The sequence below is a fragment of the Pararhizobium sp. P1_E7 genome (genome assembly GCF_056405855.1).
Genome location: NZ_JBFUBH010000039.1, coordinates 1 through 13,135, shown reverse-complemented (window position 1 = coordinate 13,135; position 13,135 = coordinate 1). Strand labels below are relative to the sequence as shown.

The 13,135-nt window shown below is 61.2% G+C and carries 13 protein-coding genes; 11 read left to right on the top strand and 2 right to left on the bottom strand.

The window, feature by feature from the left end; translation table 11 throughout:
* Positions 1 to 35: 35 nt before the first annotated feature.
* Positions 36 to 1,775, bottom strand: coding sequence for an ABC transporter substrate-binding protein (locus tag AC1D17_RS22095; protein WP_477567456.1), 1,740 nt, complete (start codon positions 1,773 to 1,775; stop codon positions 36 to 38).
* A 201-nt stretch (positions 1,776 to 1,976) separates the two neighbouring features.
* On the opposite strand from AC1D17_RS22095, the gene AC1D17_RS22090 reads away from it, so the two are divergent.
* Together AC1D17_RS22090 and AC1D17_RS22085 are read left to right on the top strand one after the other, a co-directional pair.
* Positions 1,977 to 2,612, top strand: a complete 636-nt coding sequence (locus AC1D17_RS22090) for a helix-turn-helix domain-containing protein (protein ID WP_477567455.1) — start codon at positions 1,977 to 1,979, stop codon at positions 2,610 to 2,612.
* Between the two features lie 200 nt (positions 2,613 to 2,812).
* The gene (locus tag AC1D17_RS22085) at positions 2,813 to 3,187 is read left to right on the top strand and encodes a VOC family protein (RefSeq protein WP_477567454.1); all 375 of its coding nucleotides are present in this window, start codon (positions 2,813 to 2,815) and stop codon (positions 3,185 to 3,187) included.
* Between the two features lie 456 nt (positions 3,188 to 3,643).
* Here AC1D17_RS22085 and AC1D17_RS22080 read toward each other — a convergent pair whose 3' ends face one another.
* Complete coding sequence (locus AC1D17_RS22080; protein WP_477567453.1) at positions 3,644 to 3,949, bottom strand: hypothetical protein; 306 nt, start codon at positions 3,947 to 3,949, stop codon at positions 3,644 to 3,646.
* Positions 3,950 to 4,096: 147 nt separating this feature from the next.
* Here AC1D17_RS22080 and AC1D17_RS22075 point away from each other — a divergent pair, with 147 nt between their 5' ends.
* The 9 genes from AC1D17_RS22075 to AC1D17_RS22035 all read left to right on the top strand — a co-directional run bounded on the left by AC1D17_RS22075 (position 4,097) and on the right by AC1D17_RS22035 (position 13,068).
* Entirely contained in the window at positions 4,097 to 4,786 is a 690-nt protein-coding gene (locus AC1D17_RS22075) for an RNA polymerase sigma factor (RefSeq protein ID WP_477567452.1), read from the top strand.
* A gap of 84 nt (positions 4,787 to 4,870) precedes the next feature.
* The gene (locus AC1D17_RS22070; protein WP_477567451.1) at positions 4,871 to 5,392 is read left to right on the top strand and encodes a DUF4142 domain-containing protein; all 522 of its coding nucleotides are present in this window, start codon (positions 4,871 to 4,873) and stop codon (positions 5,390 to 5,392) included.
* On the top strand, positions 5,389 to 5,721 hold the full coding sequence (locus AC1D17_RS22065; protein ID WP_477567450.1) for a cupredoxin domain-containing protein: 333 nt from the start codon (positions 5,389 to 5,391) through the stop codon (positions 5,719 to 5,721). The genes AC1D17_RS22070 and AC1D17_RS22065 overlap by 4 nt, the downstream gene beginning before the upstream one ends.
* A 395-nt stretch (positions 5,722 to 6,116) precedes the next feature.
* The gene (locus AC1D17_RS22060) at positions 6,117 to 7,136 is read left to right on the top strand and encodes an ABC transporter ATP-binding protein (RefSeq protein ID WP_477567449.1); all 1,020 of its coding nucleotides are present in this window, start codon (positions 6,117 to 6,119) and stop codon (positions 7,134 to 7,136) included.
* A 253-nt stretch (positions 7,137 to 7,389) separates the two neighbouring features.
* A complete protein-coding gene (locus AC1D17_RS22055) occupies positions 7,390 to 8,961 on the top strand; it encodes an ABC transporter substrate-binding protein (RefSeq protein ID WP_477567448.1) in 1,572 nt (523 codons plus the stop codon).
* A gap of 56 nt (positions 8,962 to 9,017) precedes the next feature.
* Complete coding sequence (locus tag AC1D17_RS22050) at positions 9,018 to 9,983, top strand: ABC transporter permease (protein ID WP_477567447.1); 966 nt, start codon at positions 9,018 to 9,020, stop codon at positions 9,981 to 9,983.
* The gene (locus tag AC1D17_RS22045) at positions 9,980 to 10,903 is read left to right on the top strand and encodes an ABC transporter permease (RefSeq protein ID WP_477567446.1); all 924 of its coding nucleotides are present in this window, start codon (positions 9,980 to 9,982) and stop codon (positions 10,901 to 10,903) included. The genes AC1D17_RS22050 and AC1D17_RS22045 overlap by 4 nt, the downstream gene beginning before the upstream one ends.
* Positions 10,904 to 10,919: 16 nt before the next feature.
* Positions 10,920 to 12,107: an amidohydrolase family protein gene (locus AC1D17_RS22040; RefSeq protein WP_477567445.1), complete on the top strand. Its 1,188-nt coding sequence runs from the start codon at positions 10,920 to 10,922 to the stop codon at positions 12,105 to 12,107.
* Positions 12,108 to 12,111: 4 nt separating this feature from the next.
* Positions 12,112 to 13,068, top strand: a complete 957-nt coding sequence (locus tag AC1D17_RS22035) for an ABC transporter ATP-binding protein (RefSeq protein ID WP_477567444.1) — start codon at positions 12,112 to 12,114, stop codon at positions 13,066 to 13,068.
* Positions 13,069 to 13,135 lie beyond the last annotated feature (67 nt).

Genomic DNA, 13,135 nt, shown 5'->3' with positions numbered 1-13,135 from the left:
CCGGCGCCGCGGTCGGGCGCCGGCCTATTCTCAGTTCACCGTTCGAGCCAGAGGTTGGTCCAGTCGCCTTCGACACCCAGCGCATAAGGCTGGTAGTTTTGCACCGCCTGGCTGCGATACTTCGGGTTCTTGTTGGCTATCAGCGGAATGACCGGCACGTCCGCCATGACCAGTTCGTCAACTTCGGCCCAAAGCTTGCCGGTCTCTTCCGGCGTGGTGGCGTTGATCGCCTGCCCAGCGATCTCGTTGGCCTTCGGATTGTTGTAGTCGGTGTAGTTGTAGGTCTGGTGCGTTCCGTCAAAGGTGAACTGCGGCTGGAACACGGAGCGTGCCGCGCCGCCGACCCAGTCCGGCGTCCAGCCAACGGGCGCGATGTCCCAGGTGCCTTCCTTGGTGTTGATCGGATTGGTCATGAACTTGGAATAATAATCGGCGGCGGTCACCGGGCTAAGTTCCAGCGTGATCCCGGCGCGCGCCATGCTGGCCTGAATCGTGGCCGCGGTGGTCGCCTCCATGTCCTTGTTGCGATACGGCATCTTCAACGTTATGCCATCCGGGAAGCCGGCTTCGGCAAGCAGCTTCTTGGCCTTATCCGGGTCGCCCTTTGAATCAGGTGAAGGATAGAGGTCGAACTTGTGATGGCCGAGCACGCCGACGCCGAAGATGCCGCCAACTGGCTCTGCAACCGTCGAGCCGCCCCACTGCTGGGCAATCGCCGCCTTGTCGACGGCATAAGCCAGTGCCTGGCGCACCTTCAGGTTCTTCAACGCGCCATTGTTGTTGCTCGATGCGGTGTTGATGAACAGGAAGTTGGTGTTGCCGGCCGACATGGCGGTCAGCTTCTCGTCCTCGCTGGCGACGAGTGTCGCCAGGATGGCGGTCGGAACATTGATGTCATAAGACAAGTCAGCATCGCCTGCCTGCAACTGCTGCATGATGGCATCGGGCTGCATGCCCATGGTGATCTCGATTTCGTCGACATAGGCTTTGCGCAGGGGATCACTTTCGGCCTTCCAAGCCGGATTGCGCACGAGCTTGAGGCTCGTATCGGGCGTGTATTCGCCGATCGTGTAGGGACCGCTGCCGATGAAATTGGCGCGGTACTCCGGACTGTCCGGAATGTACTCCAGCGTCTCGACCGGCACCGGTGCGGGCATCGGCAATGACAGCATGTAGACGAAGTCGCCGGCCCGCTCCTTGAGCTTGAAGATGACTGTCTGCTCGTCCGGCGTTTCGATGCCGGCGACGTCGTTTTCCTCGATGAATTTCTTCATCGCCACAGCGACCGGTTCGACCTTGGCAAAGCCGTCGCAGAATTCGGTGAGACCCGAGATGAGTGCCGTGAAGTAGGTGAGCGTTGCCGCCTGCAGATGCGGGTTGCACAGGCGCTTGAAGCCGCGCTCGATATCCGTCGAGGTTATCTGGCGCGGGCCCGACGGAGCATTCCAGAGTGCGCCCTGGCGCAGCTTGAATGTGTAGGTCAGACCATTGTCGGTGGGCTGGGGCACCTCCGTCGCCAGATCGCCCACGGGCTTGATTGCGACATCGGGATTGCTCGAGGCCTCGTAACTGATCAACTGCCGGGAAATGGCCCGCATGAGATTGTTGGTCGGCACCATGCCCGCAAGGGCTGGATCCATGTGATCCGGCTCACCGGTGGCAAGAATACGAAGCGTACCGCCCTTCTGCGGTTCCTGCGCCTGCACGTTTGCTGCGAAGGTGCCTGCCAGCACCATCGCAGCCCATAGCGGAATCGACCTTTTATGAATGCGCATTCGCCCCTCCATGAGCACTACCGTTAATGTCGAACATCTCTCACAAAAATCTAACTCAGGCAAAAGAAATTTAAGCAGTTGTATAATTTTTATAGTGTGGAAAAATACTTTATGAGTCTGGCGTACAATCGCGTATCAGCTCATTGATCGAGTTCACAAAGGGCGTGCCGCACGGTTGCCATCGGCTAGGCCGAGCGCACGATGGATTTCAAGATGGTTTCGCAACCAAACACCGAGAAAACGGACGCGACCGATCAGGTCACGCAGGCATCTCTCGGGAAAAAAATCCGAAAGCGGCGCCGTGCCATCGATATGACGTTGCAACAGGTGTCAGAAAAGGTGGGATTATCCGTCGGCTTCCTGTCTCAGATCGAGCGTGGCATGTCGACGCCATCCCTGTCCTCACTCTGCAACATCGCCGAAGCGCTCGGCACCAACATCGACACCTTCGTCCCGGCGCCACGCCAAACAGGCGCCGTTTCTCGCCAGGGCGAACGCGAAACGTTCAACTTGGGAGACACCGGTCGGAGCTATGAACTTCTGGGGCGTGAATTTCCTGGTGCCCAGCTGCATCCTTCCCTGGTCCGTCGTCCCGCAGGGCATATGTCCGAGATCATGCGCAACGAAGGCGAAGATTTCGTCTACGTGCTTGAAGGCACCATGCTCCTCGAGGTGGATGGAGAGCGTCACATCCTGAACAAGGGAGATTCGATGCATTTTCAATCTCATCTCCCGCACAGGTCTGCGACATTGGGCAACGAGACAACACTGGAACTGTGGGTTCGCACGTTGCCGTTTTTCCCCAGCGTCCGCGACGACGACCAGTCGGATCAGTAATCGACAAGCGGTTTCCTGGCACCCTTTCCTTGAACTGCTGTATTGCCAGAGCGGCGGATGTAGATCTACTTGACGTTCATCCCCGCTCAGGCGGCGGTATCGCTATGCACGCCAATGAGTAAGGCAAGACGATCGCGGCGGCAGGTGAATTTCGACGACCAAGGCACGCTCGGCAGGCCTTTATATTTCAGGAGACCCCCATGTTCGATCACGTCAAATTCGGTGTTAGCGACTATGCCGCGAGCAAGGCCTTCTTCCTCAAGGCACTCGAACCGCTCGGCGTAGCTGTCGTATCGGAGGGGTCGCCGGCATACGGCGTCGAGATTAGTCCAAAGGGCAAAGCATCATTGTGCCTGTATCAAACCGAGGAGAAACCCGCGCATCTTCACTTGGCATTCACGGCTGAGCACCGCGAGCAGGTCAACGCATTCTACCATGCTGCCCTGGAGGCAGGTGGCAAAGACAATGGTGCACCTGGACTTCGCCCGCACTACCACGCGAACTACTATGCAGCGTTCGTCATTGGCCCGGACGGGCACAACATAGAAGTGGTTTGCCACAAAGCCGAGGCCTGACACCCTATCGCGGCGATGTCCACAAACGGGCTTAGCACAGTTGTCGCGGCCCTAACTGCTTTCCACGGTCCCCGGAATGCGCTCCGACTGGCTCGACAAGCTTATTAAGGCGCAAACCGTCCAAGCCGGCGGACGGTGCGGCCGGCGAAGGATTGGGACGGCAGACCGCTTATGGATGCGCTGCGTTACGGCACGGTGCTGATGGCAGCGAACAGCGAAATCCATCAGGCCCGCGTTGCAGCCGCTCCATATGGCAATGACACTCGCGGCGCGCCGGCGCGCCTTGAAAAGACCCTGTGGGTGTCACCGGTTAAAACGCTGTCGTCGTGCGGCAGGCGAGGGGGCACCAGAAAGAGGCCGGTCTCCTCTTCGGCTTCAGCACTTTTGTCAGCGCGAGTGATTCTGACGGCGAGCTCCATTCACCGAAAGCACGACTCATGAAGTCGGAGCGGTCCGTTAGATCCCCGATCCATCGAACTGCGGGGCGTCGTCGCTTTCCCAGGGTGAGGGCATGGATGCGCGGCTGCGATTGGCGGAAGGCATCGGCATCCAGCACTTCAGCTCCGGCTCGGCATATTCAATGACGCAGCCGGGCGAGGAATCAGAGGCGCGCCAGCCTTCCGCCCCGAACTGATCGCCATGCGACCAGTAGGCGAGGTCAACTTCCGCCGGCCCCTGTTCGGACGGGCGGACCGTGACGAGGATCCGGCTGCCGTCTTTCGGCGCGCTTGCCATGTGGCGCCACCTGTCTGGCTCGTCCATCGTTTTTTCTCCTGCCCTGCTGCAGGTAGAGTGTCGCCTCGCCATCGAAAACGGTCAACCCAAACTTTGCACAAGCCATAGGTCATCTTTTCCTGGGAACCTTGCAGCACAGCCGGCATCAAATAGAATCCCGAAAGGAGAACGCAGATGCAAGCTTTACAAAGTGCCATCCCTCATTCACCCGCCGCGCAGGAGGCCGGTCTCATTCGCCGTGCGGTCGCTGGGGAGGTTGAGGCTGTCCGAGAGATCATCAAAAGCCATAACCAGCGCCTGTATCGTCTTGTCAGGGCTGTCGTCCGCAGTAATGCGGACGCGGAAGACGTGCTGCAGGATGCCTATCTTCGCGCCTTCGGCAGTCTTGATAGCTTTCATGGTGAGGCGTCCCTCTCGACATGGCTGTCGCGCATCGCCCTCAATGCCGCGCTCATGCATTTGCGTGCACAAAAGCGGCGAAAACGGGCCGTTACCGCCGTTGGCCCCGCAGCGGCCGAGGTCATTCCCTTCCCGGTTGCTTCCTCCACCGCCGATCCGGAGCGCATCATGGCGCAGCGACAGCTTCTTCAACTCGTCGAGGAGGTGACTGACGCGCTTCCCGGAGCTTTCCGCCTCGTCTTCGTCGCCCGCATTATCGAAGGCTTGAGTGTCGAGGAAACGGCGGTGTTGCTCGATCTTCCTCCGGCTACGGTGAAGACACGCCTCCACCGCGCGCGAAAGCTTATCCGGACCCGGCTCGAAGAGCAGATCGGCCCGGTGCTTGTCGATGCGTTCCCCTTCGCCGGCACCCGATGTGACCGGCTGACGGACGCCGTGCTCGAAAAGCTCGGCTTACACAAATAACGGGAACCTCTCCGCCGAAGCGGCATCCAATGCTGTGTAAACCGAAACAGGCGCGGGCCACCCGCTTGCGCCAAGGAGACCCCGATGAAAATCCTCGTTACCGCGCTCGGCGCGGCATGCCTCATTCTGTCTGCATCCATCGCTGGTGCAGCCGACAAGCCGACCGATCCGCAGATTGCCCACATAGCTTATAGCGCCGGCGTCATCGACGTTGAGGCGGCCAAGCTCGCGCTGTCGAAAACCAAGAATGCAGATATTGCTGCTTTCGCGCAGTCGATGCAGAAGGACCATGAAGCCGTCAATGACATGGCGCTGGCGCTGGTGAAGAAGCTGAATGTGACGCCACAGGACAACGCCACCAGTCAGGCGCTCGTCAAGGCTGCCGAGGAGAAGCGCACCGAACTCGGCAAGCTTGACGGTGCAGCCTTCGACAAAGCCTATATCGACAACGAGATCGCCTATCACCAGCAGGTGAACGGCGCGCTGGAAACGCTGCTCATTCCTTCGGCAGAGAATGCCGAGCTGAAAGGCTTGCTGGAGACCGGTCTAAAACTGTTCCAGGGGCATCAACAACATGCCGAACACGTCGCAGCAGCGCTGCAATGACGACGAACCTTCTCAGTCGGCGGCAGCTTCTCGTCACCGGCGCTGCAGTGCTAGCCGGCCATACGCTCGTCCGCGCACACAACGGCACGGTCCATGTTACCATCGACAAGCTCGCCTTCCTGCCAGCCGAAATCGAGATCAAGGCCGGCGAGACTGTTGAATGGACCAACAAGGACCGCTTCGCTCACACGGCGACGGTCAAGGGTGGTTGGGAGGTCCTAATCCCGCCCGGAAAGACGGCGACGCATGTAGCGACCGAAGACGATACCGTCGACTACTACTGCCGTTTCCATCCCAATATGAAAGGGCGGATCGTGATCTCGGCGTAAAGCGCCGACGATGCCGGACGGAAACGTCCGGCATCCAAAGGCCCTGACGTTGACATTCCATCGCGAAAACCCGGGCAATTCTACCACCGTTTCGCCAGCTCACCGAACAATCGGTTGTTAGGAGCGCGACAACACGGCCTCGGCCTCCCTGGTCCATATTCTCAAGATTTCCGTTCATGGCGCTCGAACGAGAACGGTGAGGGCTTCGTCCCGTCCCGATATCGGCTTTCACATCGCTCTTTGGGCGATGGCAGCATGCACTGCACCTTTTAGATTTGACACAAAACAAAAGCTAAAGTGTATTCTATATTGTAGCCTATATTGTATTCTTGCAAGCGGACCACCTTGGAAAATGCCCATGGCTGGGATCGCTTAAACTGAAGGGGAAGGATGTGATGACCAACGGGAATGCGGCGGCGGCGGAGAGGCGGGAGCCTTCCGTGCCGGTTCTTGACGTGCGCGATCTCCGGATCGAGTTTCCGGTCCGCGAAAAGGCGCTCGTCGCTATCGACGGCGTCTCCTTCTCAATCGGCCGCGGCGAAATCCTCGGCGTGGTCGGAGAATCCGGCGCCGGCAAGTCACTGACCGGCAGCGCGCTGATCGGCCTGCTGCAGGCACCGGGCCGCATTGCCGCCGGCACCATCCACCTTTCCGGCCAGCGCATCGACAACCTGCCGGAAACCGATCAGCGGCGCCTGCGGGGAAAACGCATCGGCGCGATCTTCCAGGATCCGCTGACCAGCCTGGATCCGCTCTTCACCGTCGGCCGACAGCTGACCGAGACGATCCGTACCCATTTCCCATCGATGTCACGGGCGGACGCCAAGGCGCGCGCCGTGCAACTCCTGGCGGAAGTGGGCATTGCCGACCCGACGACCCGCTTCGACCAGTATCCGCACCAGTTTTCCGGCGGCATGCGGCAACGCATCGTCATCGCGCTGGCACTTGCCGGCGAGCCGGAGCTGATCATCGCCGACGAGCCGACGACCGCGCTCGACGTATCGATCCAGGCGCAGATCCTTGCGCTCCTCAAGCGGCTTGCCCGCACGCGAGACACCGCGATCCTGCTGGTGACGCACGACATGGGGGTCATCGCGGAAGTCGCCGACCGGGTGGCTGTGATGTATGCCGGCCGGCTCGTCGAGATCGGCCCGGTAGAGGATATTGTCCGGCGCCCCAACCATCCCTATACGGCCGGGCTGATGGCCTCCATTCCGCCGCTGCACCGCCAGCCGGAGCGGCTCGCCCAGATTACCGGCTCGATGCCGCGCCTCGGCAGCTGGCCCGCGGGCTGTTCCTTCCATCCGCGCTGCCCCCATGCGGGGCCGCGCTGCGAGGTTTCCACCCCCCTCTTGATGCCGGCCGGCGCCACCGCAGCTGCGTGTTTCCGCCATCAGGGCGGCACCGTACTCTAGATCGAATACACCTTGCCGAAAGATTGTGCACAATTACCTTGGCATTCAAATACAATTATGTAGACTAACTTATGCCTGTGTGAAATCATCCTTGTGTTCGATCCGATGATCAAAACGCGCCACCACCCACCGGAATGTGGGACGGTGAACGCTGTCTGCAACCGTAATGCGTGCATTGTTGGCGAGTGAGAAAAGCCGGAACTAAAACCTAAAGCACCACTTGCCAGGAAGCGCACTAAGCTGGGAGAAGCTCATGAAACGCTATCTGAAAGTCCTGTTGCTCGCGTCCTGCGCCGCTCTGGCGACAGGGGGCGCGTATGCGAATACGCTTCGTTTCGCCGAGGCGCAAGAAATCAGCTCGATGGATCCGCACGCCGCGCGCGAGGATTTCACGCTCAGCCTGCTCTCCAACGTCTATGAAGGCCTGGTGCGCTGGAATGCCGACCTGAAGATCGAGCCGGCGCTCGCCGAAAGCTGGGAGGCGCTGTCCGATACCAAGTGGAAGTTCAATCTCCGCAAGAACGTGAAGTTCCACAACGGCAACCCGTTCACGGCTGATGACGTCATTTTCTCCTTCACACGCGCCGGCTCTCCGGGCTCGCCGTTCGCCGGCCTCCTGGAGCCGGTCAAGGAGATCACCAAGATCGACGACCACACGATCGAGGTGACGCTGAAGCGCAAATACGCACTTCTCCTCAACGACTTTGCCGGCTGGTACATTCTCGACAAGGAATTCCAGGAATCGGTCGGCGCGCAAAAGCCGATCGATCTGTCCACCAATACCGGCGGCGCGATGACCACCCAAGGCGTCGGCACCGGCCCGTTCAAGCTCTCCGAGCGCCAGCCCGATATCCGCACCGTCTTCGTGAAAAACCCCGACTGGTGGGACAAGCCGCAGCACAATATCGACGAGATCGTCTATACACCGATCACCAATGCCGCGACCCGCGTCGCAGCATTGCTCTCCGGCGAGGTCGATTTCATCCGCAATGCGCCCTCGCAGGATATTGCCCGCATCGAATCGACGCCGGGCATGAAGATCATGCGCGCGCCGCATCTGCGCAACATCTTCTTCGGCATGGACCAGCAGAGTGCCGAGCTCGAAGGCAGCGGCGTCAAGGGCAATCCCCTCGCTGACGTGCGCGTGCGCAAGGCGATCTATCAGGCGATCGACATCGAGGGCATCAAGCGCTCGATCATGCGCGACAACAGCCGCCCCACCGCCGTGCCGCTCGCGCCGGAACTGCCCTTCTACGATGCCAGCCTCGACGAGCGCTTCCCCTTCGACATCGAGGCTTCGAAGAAGCTGCTTGAAGAAGCGGGCTACAAGGACGGCTTCACCCTGCCGATGGACTGCCCGGCGGGCTCGTTCATCAACGACGAGCGCATCTGCCAGGCGGTCGTTGGCATGATCGCCAAGGTCGGCATCAAGGCGCAGCTCAACATGCATACGCCGGTGCAGTTCGATACAGAGCTGCCGGCTGGCAAATATGCCTTCTACATGCTCGGCTGGGCCGGCCTTCCGACCATCGACGCCTATAACATCATGTCGGCGACCTTCCACACCCCGACGGGCGATCTTGGCGCGTGGAATCCGAAGGGATTCTCGAACAAGCATGTCGACGAGCTGATCGAAAGGATCGGCACGGAATACGACCCGGCCAAGCGCCAGGAAATGATCTCCGAGGCGGTGAAAATCCACCGCGACGAAGTCGGTAAGATCATGCTGCACCAGCAGTTTTTGACCTGGGGCATGAGCGACAAGGTCAACGCCATCGTTCCGGCCGACGAATATACCCGCTTCTGGTACTACACCATGAAGTGACGCGACCCCGGGACGGCGCGCGGATGCGCCGTCCCTCCATCTTTTGAGAGGTTGCGATGATCTCCTTGCTCGCCACCCGGCTTACCAGCGTCGTTCTCGTCATGCTGGTCGTCTCGGGTCTGTCATTCTGTGTCTTCAATTTCCTCGGCGACCCCGTGAACAATATCCTGGGTGTCAACGCCACACTGGAACAGCGCGAGGAGCTGCGCGTCGCGCTCGGCCTCGATCAGACGACGATCGTGCAGTTCTGGCGCTTCGTCGAGCGGGCGGCGGTGGGTGACTTCGGCGTCTCCTACCGTAACCGCCAGCCGGTTATCGACCTGATGCTGGTGCGCCTGCCGGCAACGCTGGAGCTGGTGCTGACCGCCACCCTGACAGCGCTTCTCATCGGCATTCCCATGGGCATCTATACCGCCCTTCGCCCGAAGGGATTGCTTAGCCGCATCGTCCAGCTTGTGTCTTTGCTCGGCATCTCCATGCCGCAGTTCCTGATCGGCATGCTGCTGATCCTTATCTTCTCTGTGGAGCTACGCTGGCTCTCGGCCTTCGGCAGGGGGGAGACGGTACAGATCGGCTGGTGGACGACGGGGCTTCTGACGGTAAGCGGCCTGAAAGCGCTGGTCATGCCGACCATCACGCTCGCCGTGTTCCAGATCTCCATGATCATGCGTCTCGTCCGCGGCGAGATGCTGGAAGTATTCCGGGCCGACTTCATCAAGTTCGCCCGTGCCCGCGGCCTTTCGGACCGCGCCGTCTATCTGACACACGCGCTGCGCAACAGCCTGCTGCCCGTCATCACGGTCGTTGGCCTGCAGATCGGCTCGCTGATCGCCTTCGCCATCGTGGTGGAAGCTGTCTTCCAATGGCCAGGCATGGGTCTGCTGATCCTGCAGGCGATCGAGTTCGCGGACTTCCCCGTCATGTCCGCCTATCTCGCCTTCGTCGGCTTCAGCTTCGTCATGATCAACCTGATTGTCGATCTCACCTATCTTCTCGTCGATCCGAGGATGCGCGTAAAATGAGCTGGCTTACCGGAATCCTGAAAGACTGGGCCGCGAGCGATTTCGCCTGGCGTTTTCGCACCTCGCCGCCGGTCATCTTCGCCACCGTCGTCTTCCTGGCGCTGATCTTCTGCGCCGCCGCGGCCGATATCATCGCGCCGCACAACCCCTTCGATCCCGCGACGCTCGAGATCATGGATTCGCGCCTGCCGCCGGCCTGGCTGGAGGGCGGCACCACGAAATACCTGCTCGGCACCGACGAACAGGGACGCGATATCCTTTCGTCGATCTTCTACGGTATGCGCATCTCGCTGCTCGTCGGCCTTGCCGCCGTGCTGTTCTCGGTGACGATCGGCGTGCTGCTCGGCCTTGCCGCCGGCTATTTCGGCGGCTGGGTCGATGCGCTGATCATGCGCCTCGGCGATGTGCAGCTGAGCTTTCCGACGATCATGATCGCCTTCTTCATCGACGGGGTCGCCAAGATCGTCATGCCGGTCGCCATGCGCGAGGAAATGCGCTTCTACGTCGTGATCCTTGCGATCGGCGTTGCCGACTGGGTGCAGTTTGCCCGCACCGTGCGCGCCTCGACCATGGTGGAGCGGCGCAAGGACTATGTCGCGGCGGCACGCATCAGCAAGGTCAGCGGCGCGCGCATCGTGCTCACCCACATCCTGCCCAACACGATCGGCCCGGTTCTGGTGCTGGCGACCCTTGGCCTCGGCGTTGCAATCCTGACGGAAGCCATCCTCTCCTTCCTCGGTCTCGGCATGCCGCCATCGCAGCCTTCGCTCGGCACGCTCATCCGCGCCGGCAATGACCTTCTGCTCTCTGGCGAGTGGTGGATTTCGCTCTTCCCCGGCGCTGCCCTCGTCCTTCTTGTCCTGTCCGTGAACATGGTCGGCGATTGGCTGCGCGATGTTCTCAATCCCCGTTTGCGCTGACTTCAGGAATGTTTTCATGACCGATCTGCTCGTAACCAATGTCCGCCCCGATGCCGGGGAGACCGCCGATATCCTGATCAAGGGCGGCAGGATCGCCGTCATCGGGCCGAACCTGCCGCGCGAGGCGGGCGTCGTCGTCCATGACGGCCGCAACGCCGTCGCCATCGCCCCCTTCGTCGAGGCGCATGTGCATCTCGACAAGATCCTCTGGGGCCTGCCCTGGCACAGCATCAACGTGCCGCCGTCGCTGCGCGCCATGATCGACAACGAGGTGGAAATCCGCAAAAACCTGCCCTGGGATGCGGAAGAGCGCGCCGGCAACCTGATGCGCCAATGCGTCGCCATGGGCTCTACCCATATCCGCAGCCACGTCGATATTTCCACCGGCTACAAGCTCGACAACCTGCATGCGGTGCTGCGCGCCTGGGAAAAGACGCGCCACGCAGTCGGCCTCGAACTGGTCGCCTTCCCGCAGCTCGGCATGATGATCGATCCCGGCACGGCCGACCTGATGGAGGCCGCGATCGACGAGGGCGCCTCCGTCATCGGCGGCATCGACCCGGCCAATATCGACGGTGACCCGAAGGGCCATCTCGACACGATCTTCGACATAGCCGATCGCAAGGGTGCCAAGATCGACATCCACCTGCATGAATTCGGTGAACTCGGCCTTTCCGAGCTGAAGATGATTGCCGAGCGCACCAAGGCGCTCGGCATGCAGAACCGGGTCATCGTCAGCCACGCCTTCTGCCTCGGCGACGGGCCGGCAAACAAGGTGGACGCCATGATCGATACGCTTGCGGATGCCTGCATCGGCATCATCTCGGCGGTTCCCGGCGAGATCAATTTCCCGCCGATGTTCGAGCTCGCACGGCGCGGCGTGCGCTGCGCGGTCGCCTCGGATTCGCTGCGCGACACCTGGAACCCCCATGGCAATGGCGACATGCTGGAACGCTGCTGGCTACTCTCCTACCGCTCCTATTGCCGCACGGACGAAGAACTGGTCGCAGCCCTCGACATGGGGACAAACCGCGGAGCCGCGCTGCTGGAACTCGAAGGCCACGGCCTCGATGTCGGCCACGAGGGCAGCCTGGTGCTGATCGAGGGGGAGAACCGCGCGCAGATCCTCGTCGACCGGCCAAAGCGCAGCCTCGTGGTCAAGCGCGGCCGCATCGTCGCGCGCGACGGCGTATGGGTGGAGTGATGCCATGCAGACCGCAGCCGACACGGCATTGATCAAGGTCGTCAATCTGGGCAAGAGCTTTGACGTTTCCGAGCCTTTCCTGCAACGCGTCGTCACGCGCTCCGGACGCAAGATCGTCAAGGCCGTGGACGGCGTCAGCTTCGCAATCGAGCGCGGCACGACCTTTTCCATCGTGGGCGAATCCGGTTGCGGCAAGTCGACGATCACTCGGCTCGTGGCGGGCCTCGACCGGCCGACGTCCGGTGAAATCGCCTTCAACACGCCAAACGCGGCACCGGTGCGCCTGCAGATGGTGTTCCAGGATCCCATCGGCAGCCTCAATCCACGCTGGCGCATCGGCCGCAGCATCGCCGAACCGATGGACAAGGCGGTGAGCGCGGCAGACCGGCTGGCCCGCGTCGGCGACCTCCTGAAGACCGTTGGCCTCGCGCCGGCCGATGCCGGAAAATATCCGCACGAATTTTCCGGCGGCCAGCGCCAGCGCATCTCGATTGCCCGCGCGCTTGCGGCGGATGCCGAACTCCTGCTGCTCGACGAGCCGACCTCGGCGCTTGATGTCTCGGTGCAGTCGCAGGTGCTGAACCTGTTGAAGGACCTGCAGGAAAGGCTCGGCCTCACCTATCTCTTCATCAGCCATAACCTTTCCGTCGTGCGCTTCCTCACGGACCGCATTGGCGTCATGTATCTCGGGCGGCTGGTGGAGGAGGGCTCGGGGAAGGCGGTCTTCGAGACGCCGCAGCACCCTTACACCAGGCTGCTGCTGGAAACGATCCCGGACATGGAAAACCCCAGGCGTGACCGCGAGCCGCTCACCGGCGACCTGCCGAGCCCGCTGAAACCGCCGTCGGGCTGCGTTTTCCATCCGCGCTGTCCGCTGGCGATGGACGTCTGTTCGCAGGTGCGCCCGGAAATGCAGGCCGCTGCCAACGGCTCGAAAGTTGCCTGCCACGCCATCGCTTGACCTTTCGTCTCCCAGGACGCTGGAGCGTTTTCGCCTTTCCCAAAATGCGAAAACGCTCCACTTATCC

Excerpts from the sequence above, each read along its gene's own strand:
- AC1D17_RS22085 (WP_477567454.1), top strand. The coding sequence starts at position 2,813 with ATGTTCGATCACGTCAAATTCGGTGTTAGCGACTATGCCGCGAGCAAG.
- AC1D17_RS22045 (WP_477567446.1), top strand. The coding sequence starts at position 9,980 with ATGAGCTGGCTTACCGGAATCCTGAAAGACTGGGCCGCGAGCGATTTC.
- AC1D17_RS22095 (WP_477567456.1), bottom strand. The coding sequence starts at position 1,775 with ATGCGCATTCATAAAAGGTCGATTCCGCTATGGGCTGCGATGGTGCTG.
- AC1D17_RS22040 (WP_477567445.1), top strand. The coding sequence starts at position 10,920 with ATGACCGATCTGCTCGTAACCAATGTCCGCCCCGATGCCGGGGAGACC.
- AC1D17_RS22060 (WP_477567449.1), top strand. The coding sequence starts at position 6,117 with ATGACCAACGGGAATGCGGCGGCGGCGGAGAGGCGGGAGCCTTCCGTG.
- AC1D17_RS22035 (WP_477567444.1), top strand. The coding sequence starts at position 12,112 with ATGCAGACCGCAGCCGACACGGCATTGATCAAGGTCGTCAATCTGGGC.
- AC1D17_RS22075 (WP_477567452.1), top strand. The coding sequence starts at position 4,097 with ATGCAAGCTTTACAAAGTGCCATCCCTCATTCACCCGCCGCGCAGGAG.
- AC1D17_RS22055 (WP_477567448.1), top strand. The coding sequence starts at position 7,390 with ATGAAACGCTATCTGAAAGTCCTGTTGCTCGCGTCCTGCGCCGCTCTG.
- AC1D17_RS22080 (WP_477567453.1), bottom strand. The coding sequence starts at position 3,949 with ATGGACGAGCCAGACAGGTGGCGCCACATGGCAAGCGCGCCGAAAGAC.
- AC1D17_RS22065 (WP_477567450.1), top strand. The coding sequence starts at position 5,389 with ATGACGACGAACCTTCTCAGTCGGCGGCAGCTTCTCGTCACCGGCGCT.
- AC1D17_RS22090 (WP_477567455.1), top strand. The coding sequence starts at position 1,977 with ATGGATTTCAAGATGGTTTCGCAACCAAACACCGAGAAAACGGACGCG.
- AC1D17_RS22050 (WP_477567447.1), top strand. The coding sequence starts at position 9,018 with ATGATCTCCTTGCTCGCCACCCGGCTTACCAGCGTCGTTCTCGTCATG.
- AC1D17_RS22070 (WP_477567451.1), top strand. The coding sequence starts at position 4,871 with ATGAAAATCCTCGTTACCGCGCTCGGCGCGGCATGCCTCATTCTGTCT.